Below are 19,725 nucleotides of genomic sequence, written 5' to 3'. Positions count from 1 at the left end.
CCTTGATGTCCGCGAACCTGACGCTGAAAACCCAGGTGTGGCGCTTCCTAGTCACCGGCGGAATTGCGGCGGTCGTCGACTTCGGTCTCTATATGCTGCTCTACAAGGCCGTGGGCCTACAGGTCGACCTGGCCAAGGCCATCAGCTTCGTGTTCGGGACCATCACGGCCTACCTGATCAACCGGCGCTGGACGTTTCAGGCCGAGCCGAGTACCGCCCGGTTCATCGCGGTCATGGTGCTCTACGGCGTGACCTTCGCGGTGCAGGTCGGACTGAACCATTTCGTCCTACACCTGTTCGACTACAAGGCGTGGGCGGTACTTGTTGCCTTCGTCATCGCCCAGGGCACGGCGACTGTGATCAACTTCATAATCCAGCGGGCGGTCATTTTCCGGCTGCGCTGAGCCCCCGCCGCCAGGCGGTACCCTCGTCACGATGTTTGAGACCACTACCCGGCGGCTCACCGGCTGGGCTCGCACCGCGCCGAGCGTCGCGCAGGTGCTGTCGACGCCGGACCCCGAGGTGATCGCGAAGGCGGTGTCGCAGGCCGACAACCGCGGCGTCATCGCGCGCGGGTTGGGTCGGTCGTACGGGGACAACGCGCAGAACGGCGGCGGCCTCGTCGTCGACATGACCGCGCTGAACCGCATCCACACCATGGACAGCGACACCCACTTGGTGGATGTCGACGCGGGCGTCAATCTCGACCAACTGATGCGGGCCGCGCTGCCGCTCGGGCTGTGGGTCCCGGTGCTGCCCGGCACCAGGCAGGTCACCGTCGGCGGCGCCATCGCCTGCGACATCCACGGCAAAAACCACCACAGCGCGGGCAGCTTCGGCAACCACGTCCGCTCAATGGATCTGCTCACCGCCGACGGTGAGATCCGGAAACTCACCCCGGACGGCCCGGAGTCCGAGTTGTTCTGGGCGACCGTCGGCGGCAACGGCCTGACCGGCATCATCCTGCGGGCGACCATCGCGATGACGCCCACCGAGACGGCGTACTTCATCGCCGACGGCGACGTGACGTCCGGCCTCGACGAGACCATCGCGTTCCACAGCGACGGCAGCGAGGACAACTACACCTATTCGTCGGGTTGGTTCGACGCGATCAGCCCGCCGCCGAAGCTCGGCCGCGCGGTGATCTCCCGCGGATCGCTGGCGACGGTCGACCAATTGCCGAAGAAGCTACAGCGCGACCCGCTGAAATTCGATGCGCCGCAGTACTTCACGACGCCTGATGTGTTTCCCAGCGGACTGGGCAACAAGGTGATCTTCGGCGCCATGACCGAGGTCTGGTACCGGATGGGTAAAACCTATCGCGGCAAGGCGCAGAATCTGACGCAGTTCTACCATCCGCTGGACATGGTCGGCGAATGGAACCGTGCTTACGGCTCAGCGGGTTTCGGCCAATACCAGTTCGTGGTGCCCACCGAAGCCGTCGACGCGTTCAAGGGCATCATGTACGACATCCAGAAGTCGGGCCACTACTCGTTCCTCAACGTGTTCAAACTGTTCGGGCCGGGCAACCAAGCGCCGCTGAGCTTCCCGATCCCCGGCTGGAACGTCTGCGTCGACTTCCAGATCAAGCCCGGCCTCAACGAGTTCCTCAACGAACTCGACCGTCGCGTGCTGGAGTTCGGCGGCAAGCTGTACACCGCCAAGGACAACCGCACCACGGCCGAGACCTTCCACGCCATGTACCCGCGAATCGACGAATGGATTGCCGTGCGCCGCAAGGTGGATCCCAACGGTGTATTCGCCTCCGACATGGCCCGACGCTTGGAGCTGCTCTAGATGGTGCTTGACGCCGTGGGTAACCCCCAGACCATTCTGCTGCTCGGCGGCACGTCCGAGATCGGGCTTGCCATCTGCGAGCGCTATCTGCGCAACGCGCACGCCCGCATCGTGCTGGCCGATCTGCCGGACCACCCCGGCAAAGACAAAGCGATCGCGGCGATGAAAGAGGCTGGCGCCAAGTCCGTCGAGTGGATCGATTTCGACGGCATCGACACCGAAAGCCATCCCAAGGTCATCGACGCCGCGTTCGCGGGAGGCGACGTCGACGTGGCGATCGTGGCGTTCGGCCTGCTCGGCGACGCCGAGGAGCTGTGGCAGAACCAGCGCAAAGCCGTACAGATCGCCGAGATCAACTACACCGCAGCGGTTTCCGTCGGCGTGCTGCTCGGCGAGAAGATGAAGGCGCAGGGCTTCGGTCAGATCATCGCGATGAGCTCCGCCGCCGGTGAGCGAGTGCGGCGATCCAACTTCGTCTACGGGTCCACCAAGGCCGGTCTCGACGGCTTCTATCTCGGCCTCGGGGAAGCGTTGCGGGAGTTCGGGGTTCGGGTGCTGGTGATCAGGCCCGGACAGGTGCGCACCAGCACGACCGTCGCGCATTGGAAGGCGACGGGCACCAAGGAAGCGCCGTTCACCGTCGACAAGGAGTACGTCGCCGAGTTGGCGGTCACGGCATCGGCCAAGGGCAAGGAACTGGTATGGGCGCCGGGGGCGTTCAGGTACGTGATGATGGTGTTGCGACACATTCCGCGGCCCATCTTCCGCAAGCTCCCCATCTGATGCGCGGCGCGCTGGCCGTCCTTGGCCAGATGGCGGTGGCGGTCGTCGTGGCGGTGGTGGTTGCGGTGATCTCGCTTGCGGCGATATCGCGGGTGGAGTGGCCTGCGTACAACTCGTCGAACCAGTTGCACGCGCTGACCACTGTGGGCCAGTTCGGTTGTCTGGCAGGCATATTCGCCAGCGGCTGGCTCTGGCGTCGAGGGCGCCAACTGGTGGCGAAGGTCGCGGCGCTGGTGTTCACGGCCGCGTTCGCGGTGGTCACGTTGGCGATGCCGCTTGGCGCCACCAAGCTCTACCTGTTCGGCATCTCGGTCGACCAGCAGTTCCGCACGGAGTATCTGACCCGGCTCACCGATACGGCCGGTCCGCACGACATGACCTATTACGGTCTGCCGCCCTTCTATCCACCGGGCTGGTTCTGGGTGGGCGGCAGGCTGGCGGCACTGACCGGTACGCCCGCGTGGGAGATGTTCAAGCCCTGGGCGATCATCTCGATCACGATCGCCGTGGTGCTGGCTCTTGTGTTGTGGGCCAACATGGTTCGCTTCGAGTACGCGTTGATCGTTGCGACGGCGACGGCTGCGGCGGCGCTGGCCTACTCGCCGACCGAACCGTACGCCGCCATCATCTCGGTGCTGCTGCCGCCGGTGTTCGTGCTGGCGTGGTCGGGCCTGCGGGGAGCGACACGCAACGGCGGATGGGCGGCCGTCATCGCCACGGGTGTCTTCCTCGGTGTCGCCGCGCTGCTCTACACGCTGCTGTTCGTCTACGCCGCGTTCACGCTGGCGATTATGGGAGTGCTGTTGGCGGCGTCCCGTAAACGGCTGGACCCATTGATCAGGGGCGCGGTGATCGCCGTGATCGCCGGGGCCATCTCGCTTCTCGGGTGGGGGCCGTATCTGATCGCCGCGGTCAACGGACACCCCGCGGATTCGGGTACCGCGCAGCACTATCTGCCGTCGGCCGGTGCGCAGCTGGAATTCCCGATGCTGCACTTCACCTTGCTCGGCGCGCTGTGCATGGTGGGCACGCTGTGGCTGGTGGTCTACGCCCGCACGTCGACGCGCGCCGGTGCGCTTGCCATCGCGGTGCTCGCGGTCTACGCGTGGTCGCTGCTGTCGATGCTGACCACCTTGTTGGGCACCACGCTGTTGTCGTTCCGGCTGCAGCCGACGCTGACGATCCTGTTGACCGCGGCGGGCGCGTTCGGGTTCATCGACATCACCCGCGCGCTGGCGGCAAGGGTCAGGCCGGAGAACTCGCGTCGGGTCGTGGCGGCCGCGGCCACCCTCGGCGCGATCGGCGCGCTGACGTTCAGCCAGGACATTCCCGACGTGCTGCGCTCCGACATCGTCGTCGCCTACACCGACACCGACGGCCATGGCCAACGCGCCGACCGTCGCCCGCCAGGCGCCGAGCAGTACTACCGCGAGATCGACGACAAGATTCTGCGGACCACCGGGCTGCCGCGCGACGAGATCGTGGTGCTGACGGCCGATTACAGCTTCCTGTCGTACTACCCGTACTACGGCTTCCAGGGGCTGACGTCGCACTACGCCAACCCGCTTGCGCAGTTCGACCAGCGCGCCGCGGCGATCGAGAGCTGGGCCACGCTGGACACCGCGGACCAGTTCATCGCCGCGCTGGACAAGCTGCCGTGGAAGCCGCCGACCGTGTTCCTGATGCGCCGCGGCGCCAACGACACCTACACCCTGCGGCTGGCCTCGGACGTCTACCCGAATCAGCCGAACGTCCGCCGCTACCACGTCACCCTCGACAAGAAGCTGTTCGACGACCCGCGCTTCGACGTCTCCACCGTCGGGCCGTTCGTGTTGGCGATCAGGACGGAACCGGGCAAATGAGCGCCGAAACTGTAGTTGTTGAGCGGTCTACTCGCACTTTCTCTCGGAAACTGCAGTCTCGCGGAAGCGTAGGGCGCTGATGGCCACAAGAGCGCCGGCACATGTTGGCCAATTACCATCAAGCCCCGTGACCGTCGCGGGCAACCATCGCACCGCGCGGCTGCTCGCCATCGTGGCCGGGCTGCTCGGCGCCGCGCTGGCAATCGCGACGCCCTTGCTGCCGGTCACCCAGACCACCGCGCAGCTGAACTGGCCGCAGAACGGTGTGCTGCAGAGCGTCAACGCGCCGCTGATCGGATACGTCGCCACCGACCTGACCATCTCCGTACCGTGCAGCACCGCGGCAGGGCTGACCGGTCCCGGCAAAACCGTGCTGCTGTCGACGGTGCCGAAGCAGGCACCGAAAGCCGTCGACCGCGGTCTGCTGATCGAGCGCGTCAACAACGATCTGCTCGTCATCGTCCGCAACACCCCGGTCGTCAGTGCGCCGCTGAGCCAGGTGCTCAGCCCGGCCTGTCAACGCCTCACCTTCACCGCACACGCCGACAAGGTCACCGGCGAGTTCGTCGGTCTGGTGAAGGGTCCCGACGCCGACGAGGACGCGGGCAAGCCGTTGCGCGGCGAACGCGGCGGGTACGACTTCCGGCCGCAGATCGTCGGGGTGTTCACCGACCTTTCCGGTCCGGCGCCGCCCGGGCTGAGTTTCTCGGCGACGATCGATTCGCGTTACAGCAGTTCCCCGACGCTGCTGAAGATGCTGGCGATGATCATCGGCGTCGCGATGACGGTCGTCGCGCTCGGCGCGCTGCACGTCCTCGACATCGCCGACGGCAGACGGATCAAGCGTTTCCTGCCGCCGCGCTGGTGGTCGATGTCCGGGTTGGACGGGTTGGTGGCCGCCGTTCTGGTGTGGTGGCACTTCGTCGGCGCCAACACATCTGACGACGGCTACATCCTGACCATGGCCAGGGTCTCCGAGCACGCCGGCTACATGGCCAACTACTACCGATGGTTCGGCACACCGGAAGCGCCGTTCGGCTGGTACTACGACCTGCTCGCGCTGTGGGCACACGTCAGCACCAACAGCGCGTGGGTGCGACTGCCCACACTCGTGATGGCGCTGGCGTGCTGGTGGCTGATCAGCAGGGAAGTCATCCCCAGACTGGGCGCCGCGGTCAAGTCCAGCCGTGCCGCCGCGTGGACCGCGGCGGGCATGTTCCTCGCGTTCTGGCTGCCGCTGAACAACGGGCTGCGGCCGGAACCCATTATTGCCCTTGGCATCCTGCTGACCTGGTGCTCCGTCGAGCGCGGGGTGGCCACCAACCGGATGCTGCCGGTGGCGATCGCGATCATCATCGGTGCGCTGACCCTGTTCTCGGGGCCGACGGGCATCGCGGCCATCGGCGCCCTGCTGGTGGCGGTCGGCCCGCTGAAAACGATTGTGGCGCGGCATACCTCGCGGTTCGGCTACCTGGCGCTGCTGGCGCCGATCCTGGCCGCCTGCACCGTGACGATTATCCTGATCTTCCGCGACCAGACGCTGATCGGCGAGATCCAGGCCAGCACGTTCAAATCCGCCGTCGGGCCCAGCCTGAGCTGGTTCGACGAACACATCCGCTACGAGCGCTTGTTCACCACCAGCCCCGACGGGTCGGTCGCGCGCCGGTTCGCGGTGCTGACGCTGCTGCTGGCGCTGGCCGTGTCGGTGGCAATGTCGTTGCGCAAGGGCAGGATTCCCGGCACCGCGCTGGGGCCGAGTCGGCGCATCGTCGGCATCACGATCATGTCGTTCCTGGCGATGATGTTCACCCCGACCAAGTGGACGCACCACTTCGGCGTGTTCGCAGGGTTGGCGGGTTGCGTCGGTGCGCTGGCCGCGGTGGCGGTCACCGGGGCGGCGATGAAGTCGCGGCGCAACCGGGCGATGTTCGCCGCGGCGGTGCTGTTCGTGATGGCGTTGTCGTTCGCGACGGTCAACGGGTGGTGGTACGTCTCCAACTTCGGGGTGCCGTGGTCGAATCAGTTCCCCGAGTGGCACTTCGGCTTCACCACCTTCCTGCTCGGCCTTTCGGTGCTCGCGCTTCTGGTGGCCGCGTGGTTCCACTTCTCGGGCCGCGACAACTCACCGCCCACCACGCACCGCTGGCAGCGAATAGTGCAGTCGCCGTTGGCGATCGCCACCTGGGTGCTGGTGATTTTCGAGGTGCTGACCCTGACGCTGGGGATGACGGAGCAGTTCCCGGCGTGGAGCGTCGGCCGGTCCAACCTCGAGGCGCTGACCGGCAAGACCTGCGGGCTGGCCAACGATGTGATGGTCGAACCGGATCCCAACGCCGGATTGTTGACGCCGATCGGCACGCCGGTGGGTGAGGCGCTCGGCGCGGTCACCGCACAGGGCTTCGGCCCCAACGGAATTCCTGCCGACGTGTCCGCAGACCCGGTGATGGAGTCGCCGGGCACGTCGAACTTCGCGGACACCGAGACCGGAGCCACGACCGCCAACGAGGCGGGCACCGAGGGCGGCACCACCGCCGCCGCCGGCGTGAACGGCTCGAAGGCCCGGCTGCCGTACAACCTCGATCCGGCACGCACCCCGGTGATGGGCAGTTGGCGCGCGGGCACTCAGCAGCCTGCCGCGCTGCGCTCGGCGTGGTACCGGCTGCCACCCCGGGACGAGGCGGGCCCGCTGCTGGTCGTATCGGCCGCAGGTCGATTCGATCCCGGTGAGGTCGTGGTGCAGTGGGCCGACAGCAAGGGTCAGCCCGCGGGATCCGTCGGCTTCGCCGACGTGGGCTCCGCGCCTGCCTGGCGCAACCTGCGGGCACCGTTGGCCGCCATCCCGCGCGACGCCACCCAGATCCGCCTGGTGGCCACCGACGACGACCTCAACCCGCTGCACTGGATCGCCGTCACGCCGCCGCGCATCCCGCACCTGCGCACTCTGCAGGAAGTGGTCGGCTCGCAGGATCCGGTGCTGCTCGACTGGCTCGTCGGCATGGCGTTCCCCTGCCAACGGCCGTTCGGCCACCAGTACGGCGTCATCGAGGTGCCGAAGTGGCGCATTCTGCCCGACCGGTTCGGCGCGGAGGCCAACTCGCCGGTGATGGACAACCTCGGCGGCGGACCGCTCGGCATCACCGAACTGCTGCTGCGGCCCACCACCGTCCCGACCTATTTGAAGGACGACTGGTTCCGCGACTGGGGCGCGCTGCAGCAGCTCACGCCGTACTACCCGAACGCGCAACCGGCCCGGCTGGATCTCGGTTCGGCAACGCGTAGCGGACTCTGGAGCCCGGCGCCGCTGCGTCATTAGGTCTATGTCCGCGTCTCCCCCGCAAGCGGGCGGTACCCCCACCTCCGGGCCTACCGGCCCGGCATCGTCACCGGACCAGGTCCGTCGCCTACCATCGAGCCTCGTGCCTGCCCACCGCCTCGCCCGGCTGATCGCTGTCATCGCGGGCATCGCGGGCGTCGTACTCTGCGGGCTCACGCCGCTGCTGCCGGTGAACCAGACCACTGCGACGATCGCGTGGCCGCAGGCTCCCGGAGCCGCTCAGGCGGCGACATCAGGACCCGGCCCGGACGGGCTGGTCAGCGACATCCCCGCGCCGCTGGTGTCCGGCGCGCCCCAGGCTCTCGACATCTCGATCCCCTGCCGGCTGACCGCGACCATGCCCGCCGGTAACGGTGTGGTGCTGTCCACCAATCCGGCGGCAGGCATCGAGGCCAGCCGCAACGGCCTGTTCATCACCACCAACGCCAACTCCGTCGTCGTCGCGTTCCGTGACTCGGTGGCGGCGGTGGCGCCAAGGGCCGCGGTCGCATCCGGTGCGTGCAGCACGGTGCACGCCTGGGCCAACCCGGCCAGCGTCGGCGCGGAATTCGTCGGCATCCCCGGCGCCGCAGGCACGCTGGCCCCGGAGAAGAAGCCACAGGTGACCGGCGTCTTCACCGACCTCAAGGTCGCTGCTGAGCCCGGGCTGTCGGCCCGCATCGACATCGACACCCGGTTCATCACGTCGCCGTCCGCGCTCAAGCTCGGCGTCATGGTGCTCGGCGTGCTGTGCGTGCTGGCGTCGATCGTGGCGCTGGCGCTGCTCGACCGGCAGGCGGGGCGCCGCGTGCGGGGAGCCTGGCGACGGTTCTGGCGGGTGGGCCTGTCGACGTGGCTGCTCGACATCGGCGTGGTCGGCACGCTGGTGCTCTGGCATCTGATCGGCGCGATCTCGTCCGATGACGGCTACAACCTGACCATCGCGCGGGTTTCCGCCGACGCCGGCTACGCCGCCAACTACTACCGCTTCTTCGGCACCACCGAGGCGCCGTTCGACTGGTACCAGTCGGTGCTCGCGCAGATGGCGGCGATCAGCACGGCGGGCGTGTGGATGCGGGTGCCCGCCACGCTGGCGGCCATCGGCACCTGGCTGATCATCAGCCGCTGGGCGCTGCCGAGACTCGGTGGACGCCTGGCAGGCAACCGAGTCGCGGTGTGGACGGCCGGGGCGACATTCCTGGCGGCCTGGCTGCCGTTCAACAACGGCCTTCGGCCCGAACCGCTGATCGCGTTCGGCGCGATCGCGGCGTGGGCGCTGATCGAGAACGCGATCGCGACCCGACGGTTGTGGCCGGCCGCCGTCGCGATCGTCGTCGCGGTGTTCAGCGTGACGCTGGCGCCGCAGGGTTTGATCGCGGTGGCGCCGCTGTTGGTCGGTGCGCGTGCCGTCGCCAGGGTGGTGCGCAGCAGGCGCGGGGTGGACGGGTTGGTGGCCCAGTTGGCGCCACTGGCGGCGGCGCTGTCGCTGATCTTCGTGGTCGTGTTCCGCGACCAGACGCTGGCCACCGTCGCCGAATCCGCCCGCATCAAGTACAAGGTCGGGCCGACCATCCCCTGGTACCAGGAATTCCTGCGCTACTACTTCCTGACCGTCGAGGACAGCGCTGACTCGTCGCTGACCCGTCGATTCGCCGTGCTGGTGATGTTGGTGTGCCTGTTCGGCATGCTCGCGGTGCTGCTGCGTCGCCGCGGCGTTCCCGGCATGGCCACCGGACCGGTGTGGCGGCTGGTCGGTGCGACGGCCGTCGGGTTGCTGCTGCTGACATTCACGCCGACGAAGTGGGCGGTGCAGTTCGGCGCGTTCGCGGGTCTGGCGGGCGCCCTCGGCGGGGTGGCGGCATTCGCATTCGCGCGCGTCGGCCTGCACAGCCGACGCAACCTGGCGCTGTACGTCACCGCGCTGCTGTTCGTATTGGCTTGGGCCACATCGGGTATCAACGGCTGGTTCTATGTCGGCAACTACGGGGTGCCGTGGTTCGACAAACAACCGGTGATCGTCGGGATCCCGGTGACGGGCATCTTCCTTGGCCTGGCGATCGTCACCGGCCTGCTGGCGGGCTGGCTGCACTTCCGGATGGACTACACCGGGCACACCCAGGTCGCCGACACCCGCCGCAACCGTGTGTTGGCGTCCACCCCGCTGCTGGTCGTGGCGATCATCATGGTCGTGCTCGAAGTCGGCTCGATGGCCAAGGGCGCCGCGCAGCGCTACCCCACCTACACCACCGCCAAGGCCAACATCGGCGCGCTGTTGTCCGGGCTTTCCAACACCAGTTGCGCGATGGCCGATGACGTGCTGGTCGAACCCGACACGAACGCTGGTCTGCTGCAACCTGTTCCGGGTCAGAAGTTCGGCCAGTACGGCCCGCTCGGCGGTGAGAACCCGGTGGGCTTCACGCCCGACGGCGTCAGCGACACGCTGGAACCCGCAGAACCGGTCACCGCGAATCCCGGCACCGTGAACTCCCCCGGTTCGCCCAACGAGCCCAATATCGGCATCGGATACGCGGCAGGCACCGGCGGCGGCTACGGGCCCGTCGGCATCAACGGCTCCAACGTCTTCCTGCCGTTCGGGCTGGACCCCAAGCGCACACCCGTGATGGGCAGCTACAACGAGAACTCCGTTGCGGCGAAAGTGACTTCGGCGTGGTACCAGTTACCGCCACGCACTCCCGACCGGCCGCTGGTGACGGTCGCCGCCGCGGGCGCGATCTGGTATTACGAGGAGGACGGTTCCTTCAACTACGGCCAGTCGCTCAAGCTCGAGTGGGGCGTGCACCGGCCTGACGGCAGCTACCAGGCGCTCGGCCAGGTCCAGCCGATTGACATCTTCCCCCAAAAGGCCTGGCGCAACCTGCGTTTCCCGCTGGCCTGGGCACCGCCGGAAGCCAACGTCGCGCGCATCGTCGCCGATGATCCGAACCTGTCCACCGACCAGTGGTTCGCGTTCACGCCGCCGCGGGTGCCGGTGCTCGAGACCGCGCAACAACTGCTCGGTTCGCACACCCCCGTGTTGATGGACATCGCCACCGCGGCGAACTTCCCATGCCAGCGCCCGTTCTCCGAACACCTTGGCGTTGCCGAACTTCCGGAGTACCGCATCCTGCCGAACTTCAAGCAAGTGGTGGTGTCGTCGAAGCAGTGGCAGTCCGCTGAAGGCGGCGGCCCGTTCCTGTTCATCCAGTCGCTGCTCGGCACCACCACGGTGCCGACGTATCTACGCAACGACTGGTACCGCGACTGGGGCTGGATCGAGCGCTACAGCCGCGTCGTACCGGAATTGCAGGCCCCCAACGCGGTGATCGACCAGGGCACGAAGCGGGTGTTCGGCTGGAGCCGGAGCGGACCGATCAGGGCACTGCCATGACGCGCGACGTGAAGATCGCCCGCTGGACGGCGACCATCGCGGGCCTGATCGGTTTCATCCTCTCGGTCGCAACGCCGCTGTTGCCGGTCGTGCAGACCACGGCGACGCTGAACTGGCCTCAGGACGGTCAGCTGAACAACGTGACGGCGCCGCTGATTTCGCAGGTGCCGGTGCGGATGACCATCACGGTGCCGTGCGAGGTGATCCGCACGATGCCGCCTGCGGGCGGGACGGTGCTGAGCACCGCGCCGAAGGACGGTAAACAGGCCGCGCTGCAGTCGCTGTTCGTCAACGTCAACCGGCAGCGCGTCGACATCACCGACCGCAACGTGGTGGTCGCCAGCGTGCCGCGGGACAAGGCGGCAAACTGTCAGCGCATCGAGATCACCTCGTCGGAGGCGGGCACGTTCGCCACGTTCGTCGGGCTCACCGATCCGAAGACAGGCTCCGATCAGCGGTCCGGTTTCCCCGATCCGAACCTGCGCCCGTCGATCGTCGGCATCTTCACCGACCTGACCGGACCGGCACCGCCCGGATTGACCGCGTCGGCCGTGATCGACACCCGGTTCTCCACCAAGCCAACGGCTTTGAAGCTGACCGCGATGCTGCTGGCGATCGTGTCGACGGTGATCGCGCTGGTCGCGTTGTGGCGGCTGGACCGACTCGACGGCCGCCGGATGCAGCGCTGGATCCCGCAGCGCTGGCGCACCTTCTCCGCCACCGACGTCGTCGTGATCGGCGGCTTCGTGGTCTGGCACGTGATCGGCGCCAACTCGTCGGACGACGGCTACATCCTGCAGATGGCCCGCGTCGCAGGGCACGCCGGCTACATGTCGAACTACTTCCGCTGGTTCGGCAGCCCCGAGGACCCGTTCGGCTGGTACTACAACCTGCTGGCGGTGATGACCGGTGTCAGCGATGCCAGCATCTGGATCCGGCTCCCCGACCTGGTCTGCGGAATCGTGTGCTGGCTCTTGCTGTCTCGCGAGGTGCTGCCCCGACTGGGGCCCGCGGTCGCGGCCAGCAAGCCCGCGGTGTGGGCCGCGGGCCTGGTGCTGCTCGGCGCCTGGATGCCGTTCAACAACGGCCTGCGCCCGGAGGGCCAGATCGCGACCGGCGCACTGATCACCTACGTGCTGATCGAACGCGCGATCATCTCCAGCCGGATGACGCCCGCAGCGCTGGCGATCCTGACCGCGGCGTTCACGTTGGGCATCCAGCCGACCGGTCTGATCGCGGTGGCTGCGCTGCTGGCGGGCGGCAGGCCCATCCTGCGAATCCTGGTGAAGAGGCATCGGACCGTCGGCACCTGGCCGCTGATCGCACCGATGCTGGCCGCGGGCACGGTGATCCTCACCGTGGTGTTCGCCGACCAGACGCTGGCAACGGTGTTGGAGGCCACCAGGATTCGCACCGCGATCGGCCCGAGCCAGGCGTGGTACACGGAGAACCTGCGCTACTACTACCTGTTCCTGCCGACGGTGGACGGCTCGCTGTCGCGGCGGTTCGGCTTCTTCTTCACGGCGCTGTCGCTGTTCGCCGCGATGTTCATCCTGTTGCGACGCAAGCGGGTTCCCGGGGTGGCGCGCGGTCCGGTGTGGCGGTTGATCGGCATCATCTTCGGCACGATGTTCTTCCTGATGTTCACCCCGACCAAGTGGGTGCATCACTTCGGTCTGTTCGCCGCGGTGGGCGCCGCGATGGCGGCGGTGGCCACCGTGCTGGTCTCACCCGCCGTGATGCGGTGGTCACGTAACCGGATGGCGTTCCTTGCGGCGGTGTTCTTCACCCTCGCGCTGTGTTTCGCGACCACCAACGGCTGGTGGTACGTGTCCAGCTACGGCGTGCCGTTCAACAACGCGACTCCCAAGATCGCAGGCCTGACAGTCAGTTTCATCTTCTTCCTGCTGTTCGCCGTCACCGCGATCTACGCCGTGTGGCTGCACTTCGTTGCCCGCGACCACGGCGAGGGCCGCATCGCGCGCGCACTGACCGCCGCACCCATCCCGGTCGCGGCGGGCTTCATGGTGTTGGTCTTCGTCGGCTCGATGACCGCGGGGATCGTGCGCCAGTACCCGACCTACTCGAACGCGTGGGCCAACCTGCGCGCCTTCACCGGTGGCTGCGGGCTGGCCGACGATGTGCTCGTCGAACCCGATCCGAACGACGGGTTCCTGACACCGCTGCCCGGCAACTACGGCCCCCTCGGCCCGCTCGGCGGTGACAGGCCGGTGGGCTTCACACCCGACGGCGTGCCGGAAAAGATTGTCGCCGAGACCATTCGGATGAATCTGCCGATGCCGGGCACCGACTACGACTGGGATCAACCCACCGCTCTGAAGACACCGGGAGTCAACGGCTCGACGGTGCCGCTGCCGTACGGCCTCGACCCCGCGCGGGGTCCGGTGGCGGGCACCTACGTCGAGGGGCCGCAGCAGCAGAGCCGGTTGGCCTCGGCCTGGTATCAGCTGCCGCCACGCGACGCCGCGCATCCGCTCGTGGTGATCACGGCGGCGGGCACCATCACCGGGGACAGTGTCTTCAACGGTCGAACCGAGGGCCAGAAGGTCGAATTGGAGTACGCCCGGCCAGGACCCGACGGCGCTCCCGTGCCCGCAGGCAGGCTGGTGCCGTACGACCTCGGACCGATTCCGTCATGGCGCAATCTGCGATTCCCGCGGGCCCAGATTCCGGCGGATGCGGTCGCGGTGCGGGTGGTTGCCGAGGACCTGTCGCTGACGCAGGGCGACTGGGTGGCGGTCACGCCTCCGAGGGTGCCGGAGTTGCGGTCGGTGCAGGAGTACGTCGGGTCGACACAACCGGTGTTGATGGACTGGGCGGTGGGCCTTGCCTTCCCGTGTCAGCAGCCGATGCTGCACGCCAACGGGGTCACCGAGATTCCGAAGTTCCGCATCACACCGGACTACAACGCCAAGCGCAAGGACACCGACACCTGGGAGGACGGTCTCAACGGCGGGCTGCTCGGCATCACCGACCTGTTGTTGCGGGCACACGTAATGGCGACGTACCTGTCCAATGACTGGGGTCGCGACTGGGGGTCGCTGCGCAGGTTCGAGATGACGCCCGACGCCCAGGATGCCCGGCCCGCGCAGTTCGACTTCGGCACCGAGACCCACAGTGGGCTGTGGTCGCCGGGCAAGATCCGCATCGGACCCTAAGTGGCCGACCGGATCCGGCTCGGCAACGCGGCGCTGAGCGCTCAACCGTGTGGCAGGTGTGCCTTCGCCTCGTCGTAGCCTGCGGCCGCAGGCGTTTGCGCGGGGCCGTACACGAGGTACAGCACGCCGGTGTCAAACCTCTGAGATGACATGAACTGCAACGGAATCGACTGTCCGTCGTCGAACAGCCGCATGCCCTTGCCGACGACGCCCCTGCGAAACTGTCGTATGTCTCGCGGCCGAGCAGTATGGTGTCCGCCGCCCCCAGTTGGCCGCCGACCGCCGCGCCCATCTCGTCGTTGAAATACGGGAAGTGCCATTGATCCGGCGCCTCGACGACGCCGTCGAGCGCGATGAACATGCCTGCGGTGATTTTCCTCATGCAGTTGCAGACATGCCGCGCGTGGAGAACTCATCGTGCCGTCCTACGCCGGACTTATTGAAAACTATGACGCAGCCGTAAATGCTCTGCTATGAGTTAACACGGATATTCGAAAAGTGTTTCGCGCAGCAAACGATTATCTGCTGCGTTCCCTGGTGTTGCGAAGGGGTAATTGTGCTGCAGTCAAGGGAAGTGTCACAAACACCTCACGTGAAATTGAAGGCGGCTCGCACTTTCGATCAGGCGGGCGTTGAGGCCGCTATTTTCGACTTGCTGGTCGCCATCGGGGAGGATCCGCACCGCGACGGCTTGAAAGACACCCCCGCCCGGGTGGCGCGCGCCTACCGGGAGACGTTCGCAGGTCTGTACACCGATCCCGAGGACGTGCTGAGCACGGTGTTCGACGAGCAACATGGTGAACTCGTGCTAGTCAAGCAAATCCCGATGTACTCCACATGTGAACATCACCTGGTTTCATTCCACGGAGTCGCACATGTTGGCTATCTTCCCGGCGCAGACGGCCGAGTCACCGGTCTGTCGAAGATTGCGCGATTAGTCGACTTGTATGCCAGGCGTCCTCAGGTGCAGGAAAGGCTTACCGGGCAAATCGCCGACGCTTTTATGCGCAAAATGAATCCGCGCGGAGTCATTGTCGTCATCGAGGCCGAACACCTCTGCATGGCGATGCGCGGCGTCCGAAAGCCAGGCGCAGTCACCACCACGTCCGCGGTTCGCGGCCAGTTCGCCACCGACGCGGCGCCACGCGCCGAGGCGCTGCATCTGCTGCGGGAGTGATCCCGTGACCGCAGCGCCGATGGGCAGTCACCCGATGCGGGCGATGTGGGCGATGATGGTCGGCTTCTTTCTCATCGTCGTCGACTCGACCGTCGTCACGGTCGCCAACCCCGTCGTCAAACAACACTTCAGCGCCACCTACGACGCGGTCGTCTGGGTGACCAGTGCTTATCTCCTGGCGTTCGCGGCGCTACTGCTCGTTGGCGGACGCCTCGGCGACCGGTTCGGGCCGAAGAGCGTCTATCTGGTGGGTCTCGCGCTGTTCACGGTGTCGTCGGTGTGGTGCGGCATGGCCGGGTCGATCGACATGCTGATCGCGGGACGCGTCGCGCAGGGCGTCGGCGCCGCGTTGATAACGCCGCAGACGTTGTCGGCGATCACCCGCACCTTCCCGCCCGAACGGCGCGGCGTCGCGATGAGTGTGTGGGGCGCCACCGCGGGAATCGGCATGTTCGTCGGCCCGTTGGTGGGTGGCCTCCTCGTGGATGTCCTTGGCTGGCGGTGGATCTTCTACATCAACGCCCCGATCGGCCTCGCCGGACTCGGCCTGGCCATGTGGCTCGTCCCAGCGTTGCCCGGCCGGCGCTACCGGCTGGACATGCTCGGCGTCGTGCTGTCCTGCATCGGGATATTCCTGCTGGTGTTCGGTTTACAGGAGGGCCAGGACCACGGCTGGGCGGCGTGGATCTGGGGTGTCGTCGTCGGCGGCCTTGCGGTGCTGGTCGCGTTCGTCGTCTGGCAGTCAGTCCAGCAGCGGGAACCGCTGATCCCGTTGAACCTGTTCCGGCACCGCGACTTCGGAGCATCCAACGCCGGTATCGCCATGATGAGCTTCGCGGCGATGGCGTGCGGAATTCCGCTGATGTTCTATCTGCAGGACACGACGGGACTGTCACCGCTGCGCGCGGCGCTGGTCACCACACCGATGGCCGTCGCGACCGGCGTGCTGGCACGTCCGGTCGGACGGATTGTCGATCGGGTTCAGCCGCGCCCCATCGTCGGGTGCGGCTTCGCGATCCTGGCGATCGCCGCGTTCTGGCTTGCGGCGGAGATGACCCCGACTACACCGGTCTGGCGGTTGATGCTGCCGCTGACGCTGATGGGTGCGGCGGGTGCGATGGTGTGGGAACCGTTGGCCGTGAGCGCATCTCGAGCAGTCCCTGTCGATCTCGCAGGAGCAGGGTCGGCTGTCTACAACACCGTCCGCCAAGTCGGGGCGGTGCTCGGCAGCGCCTGCATCGCCCCATTGATGGCTTCGACGTCGCTCCGAGGATCGATGCTCCTGCCCGCCGCCGTGGCGACGCTTGGCGCGATCACCACACTATTTCTCGTCGGCCACCGGACACCCGCACCACGCGCGGTGATACCCCAACCAAGGAATGTGAGCGCCGCACTATGACCGCTGTTGCCGGGATGTCACGTTCGACCTCGTACGAGGCGGACACGCTCACCGATCAAGAGCTACGCGAGTTACTCGCCTATCCGCAGGATCTCGACCGTCCCCGGCTTCGCGCGAACTTCATCGCCAGCATCGACGGCGCAGTGACACTCGATGGTGCGGGCCGGAAGTTGGGCACGCCGACCGACCGGCGGGTCTTCACCCGATTGCGGGAGGTCGCGGACGTGATACTGGTCGGCGCCACCACCGCGAAGGCCAAGCCCTACACCGACATTCAGCTCAGCGCCCAGGCCAAGGTCTGGCGGTCGTCGCATGGTCTTTCGCCCGAAGTGCAGGTGGCCGTGGTGTCCAGCCGTGGTGTCATCTCGCCGCAGTTGCTGCGCAATCCGATACCGCCCATCGTGTTCGTCTCCGCGAACGCCGAGCGGTCCGCCCGCCTCGAACTCGCGGCCTCTGACGCGGTCGTCAGACCGATGCCACCCGGCCCGATCGCCTCTGCTGCAATACGCAACGGGCTGGGCGAGCTCGGACTGAACCGGGTGCTCGTCGAGGGCGGACCCACCTTCTTCTCACAACTGGTGGCCGACAACGAAATCGACGAACTGTGCCTGACCACCAGCCCCATGATGGTCGCCGGGCCCGCTCGCCGCGTCGCCGCCGCGGCCGACCATGTCGAGATTCACATGCAGCGGAACACGGTGCTGCTCGGCGCCGACGGCACCGTCATCGTGCGGTGGGTTCGCCGCTGAAAGTCAGGATGCCGGAGTGGGCGTCGCGTTGCCCTGCACGATCTGGTCGTGGCAATCGAGGCGCGACTTGCCGGTCTGCTCCATGCACACCAGGACCGGTCCCTCGGTCTCCGACGGGTACACCTCGTCGTTCGGACCCGCAGTGGCAGTCGGACTGGAGATCTCGCCGGGATAGAGCGACCAGATGGTTCCGTTCGTCGTCGGCAGGTGTGCACAGTAGGCCGGCGCGCCACTTTCGGTGATACCGGCCGCGCCCAGCGTCGCGCAGTTGGCGCCGACCACCACCACCGGCAGCGTGACGTCTGCCGGCGGCGCGGGTGCCTGTCGTGCCGACGTCGGTTGCGGTCGGGCTTCCGCTGTGCGGTCACGCGTGCGGTCGAACAGCACGAAACCGATTGCCGCGACCGCGATCACGACGAGCGCGGCGGCGGCGCCGATCAGGATGCGGCGGCGTGGACTGGTCTGCGCTCGGGCGTGCCTCGGACCGGTCGCAGGCATCGCCAGCTGGGTCTCGTCGGCGCTGCGCTGGCGGTCCTCGCTGCCGATGTGGTGGGTGAGCGCGCGGGCGAAGTCGATGCACCGGTCGTAGCGATCCTTCGGCAACTTCGACAGCGCCTTGTCGAACACCGGCCCCAGGCTGGACAACTCCGGTCGTCGGGTGCCGATCTGCGGCGGCGTGGCCGTCAGGTGCTTGCTGATCACCACGGCGGGGTTCGAGTGCTGGAAAGGTGGTGTGCCGGTGAGCAACTGGAATGCGGTAGCGGCCAGCGCATACTGGTCGGCGCGCCCGTCGATCTCCTCGCCCTTGAGTTGCTCGGGCGCCGAGTACGACACGGTGCCCACCGTCATGTTCGTTCCGGTCAGGACGCTCGGTTCGCCGATCCAGCGGGCAATCCCGAAGTCGGCCAACATGATCCGCTCACCGTCGGTGTCATGATTGGCCATCAGGATGTTGGCCGGTTTCACATCGCGGTGCAGCAGGCCTTTCTGGTGGGCATAGTCCAGCGCGTCGGCGACGGCGGTGACGATTCGCACCACCTCGTCGGCGGGCATACCGTTCGGATACTGCTCGGCGAGCAGCCGCCCGGCATCGGTGCCCTCGACGTAGTCCATCGAGATCCACAGTTGGCCGTCGACGTCGCCGCGGTCATGCACCTCGACGATGTGCGGGTGCCACAAGGTGGCGGCGATATCGGCTTCGCGGTTGAACCGCTCGCGGTACTCGCTTTCCGAACAGACCGTGGCTGAGAGGACCTTCAGCGCGTCGCGGCGCGGCAGGCGCGGATGCTGGGCCAGATACACCTCGCCCATCCCGCCGGCACCAAGCGATCGCAGAATCGTGTAACCGGCGATCACCTGGCCGTCCGTTAGCGGCATGGGCGAATCTTAATGGGTGGCGGTGCCGACGGTTGTCCGTCTTGATGAGGTCAGGCGCTCGCGATGGCCGTCGCGGCGGTGACGCGTTCGGCGGGGATGCCCGCGCGCACACGCTGCGCTGTGGCGGTTTCGCCGTCGTCCGACGTCAGCCGGGCCCCCGGCGACAGCATCGCAAACGAGGCGTCCAGACCGTCGACGGGCAGGCCGTCGCAGTACCACTCCGCCAGGTAGCAGGCCTGACAGGACGGAACCCCCCTCATCGCCGCAACGTATGGCAATGGGGTGGCGGAATGAATCAGTGATTTCCCTCGAGACCGCGTTGGCGAAGGCGGTTGGCCAATTGGGTTCTGGAGTGGATCTCCAGTTTCCGGTAGGTCCTCGCGAGGTTGGTTTCGACAGTTTTGGGACTGATGAACAGCGTCGGCGCGATGTCCTTGTTCGACATGCCCGAGGCCGCCAACTCTGCGACGCGCTGTTCCGAGGGCGTCAACTCGGCTGTCCCCGGGTGCAGCGCATCGGCGCGGGCCAGTTCCGAGCGCGCCCTCTCGGCCCAGCGGACCGCGCCCATGCCTTCGAACGCGGCCGCAGTCGGCGTTGCCGCTGACCCAGCAGCATCTGCGTCCGCGCATGCTCGAACGGCATCGGGGGTGAACCATCGCCTGTTCGGCGTGGATACTCGACGCGCGGGCGCAGCAGCCCCT

General features: G+C 67.1%; 13 protein-coding genes and 1 pseudogene. 10 read left to right on the top strand and 4 right to left on the bottom strand.

The features are described 5' to 3' along the window. Positions 1-5: 5 nt before the first annotated feature. The 7 genes from C1A30_RS27295 to C1A30_RS27265 all read left to right on the top strand — a co-directional run bounded on the left by C1A30_RS27295 (position 6) and on the right by C1A30_RS27265 (position 14,322). The gene (locus tag C1A30_RS27295; protein WP_101952917.1) at positions 6-404 is read left to right on the top strand and encodes a GtrA family protein; all 399 of its coding nucleotides are present in this window, start codon (positions 6-8) and stop codon (positions 402-404) included. A 31-nt stretch (positions 405-435) separates the two neighbouring features. Continuing rightward, complete coding sequence (locus C1A30_RS27290) at positions 436-1,797, top strand: FAD-binding oxidoreductase (protein ID WP_101951402.1); 1,362 nt, start codon at positions 436-438, stop codon at positions 1,795-1,797. Next, positions 1,798-2,580 carry a decaprenylphospho-beta-D-erythro-pentofuranosid-2-ulose 2-reductase gene (locus tag C1A30_RS27285; protein ID WP_101951401.1) on the top strand — a complete coding sequence of 261 codons (783 nt, stop codon included), beginning with the start codon at positions 1,798-1,800 and terminating at the stop codon, positions 2,578-2,580. Further along, a complete protein-coding gene (locus C1A30_RS27280; protein ID WP_101951400.1) occupies positions 2,580-4,442 on the top strand; it encodes a galactan 5-O-arabinofuranosyltransferase in 1,863 nt (620 codons plus the stop codon). Before C1A30_RS27285 ends, C1A30_RS27280 begins: the two co-directional genes overlap by 1 nt. A 79-nt stretch (positions 4,443-4,521) precedes the next feature. Continuing rightward, entirely contained in the window at positions 4,522-7,755 is a 3,234-nt protein-coding gene (locus C1A30_RS27275) for an arabinosyltransferase domain-containing protein (RefSeq protein WP_101951399.1), read from the top strand. 103 nt (positions 7,756-7,858) lie between these two features. Further along, positions 7,859-11,143 (top strand): arabinosyltransferase domain-containing protein, encoded by a 3,285-nt coding sequence (locus C1A30_RS27270; protein WP_101951398.1) that lies wholly within the window; start codon positions 7,859-7,861, stop codon positions 11,141-11,143. Beyond that, entirely contained in the window at positions 11,140-14,322 is a 3,183-nt protein-coding gene (locus tag C1A30_RS27265) for an arabinosyltransferase domain-containing protein (protein WP_101951397.1), read from the top strand. Before C1A30_RS27270 ends, C1A30_RS27265 begins: the two co-directional genes overlap by 4 nt. 41 nt (positions 14,323-14,363) lie before the next feature. On the opposite strand, the gene C1A30_RS36230 is transcribed toward C1A30_RS27265, so the two are convergent. After that, positions 14,364-14,516 (bottom strand): hypothetical protein, encoded by a 153-nt coding sequence (locus C1A30_RS36230; RefSeq protein WP_235010225.1) that lies wholly within the window; start codon positions 14,514-14,516, stop codon positions 14,364-14,366. Between the two features lie 269 nt (positions 14,517-14,785). Between C1A30_RS36230 and folE the strand changes: the two genes are divergently transcribed. From folE to C1A30_RS27245, 3 genes are read left to right on the top strand one after another with little or no spacing between them, the layout of a single operon-like run. Continuing rightward, positions 14,786-15,499: a GTP cyclohydrolase I FolE gene (gene folE, locus C1A30_RS27255; RefSeq protein WP_101951396.1), complete on the top strand. Its 714-nt coding sequence runs from the start codon at positions 14,786-14,788 to the stop codon at positions 15,497-15,499. Positions 15,500-15,503: 4 nt separating this feature from the next. After that, positions 15,504-16,898: a DHA2 family efflux MFS transporter permease subunit gene (locus C1A30_RS27250; RefSeq protein ID WP_369974185.1), complete on the top strand. Its 1,395-nt coding sequence runs from the start codon at positions 15,504-15,506 to the stop codon at positions 16,896-16,898. Beyond that, entirely contained in the window at positions 16,895-17,647 is a 753-nt protein-coding gene (locus tag C1A30_RS27245) for a dihydrofolate reductase family protein (protein WP_101951395.1), read from the top strand. Before C1A30_RS27250 ends, C1A30_RS27245 begins: the two co-directional genes overlap by 4 nt. Before the next feature lie 3 nt (positions 17,648-17,650). Here the strand turns inward: C1A30_RS27245 and C1A30_RS27240 are convergent, their stop codons facing one another. From C1A30_RS27240 to C1A30_RS27230, 3 genes and pseudogenes are all read right to left on the bottom strand, one after another. After that, on the bottom strand, positions 17,651-19,024 hold the full coding sequence (locus C1A30_RS27240) for a serine/threonine-protein kinase (protein WP_101951394.1): 1,374 nt from the start codon (positions 19,022-19,024) through the stop codon (positions 17,651-17,653). A gap of 50 nt (positions 19,025-19,074) precedes the next feature. Continuing rightward, the gene (locus tag C1A30_RS27235; protein WP_101951393.1) at positions 19,075-19,284 is read right to left on the bottom strand and encodes a hypothetical protein; all 210 of its coding nucleotides are present in this window, start codon (positions 19,282-19,284) and stop codon (positions 19,075-19,077) included. 35 nt (positions 19,285-19,319) lie between these two features. Next, positions 19,320-19,669, bottom strand: a pseudogene (locus tag C1A30_RS27230) (response regulator transcription factor); the annotation flags it as partial. Between the last annotated feature and the right edge of the window lie 56 nt (positions 19,670-19,725).

This window comes from Mycobacterium sp. 3519A, assembly GCF_900240945.1.
In the GTDB taxonomy this organism is placed as follows: domain Bacteria; phylum Actinomycetota; class Actinomycetes; order Mycobacteriales; family Mycobacteriaceae; genus Mycobacterium.
This window is presented reverse-complemented; position numbering and strand designations above follow the sequence as displayed.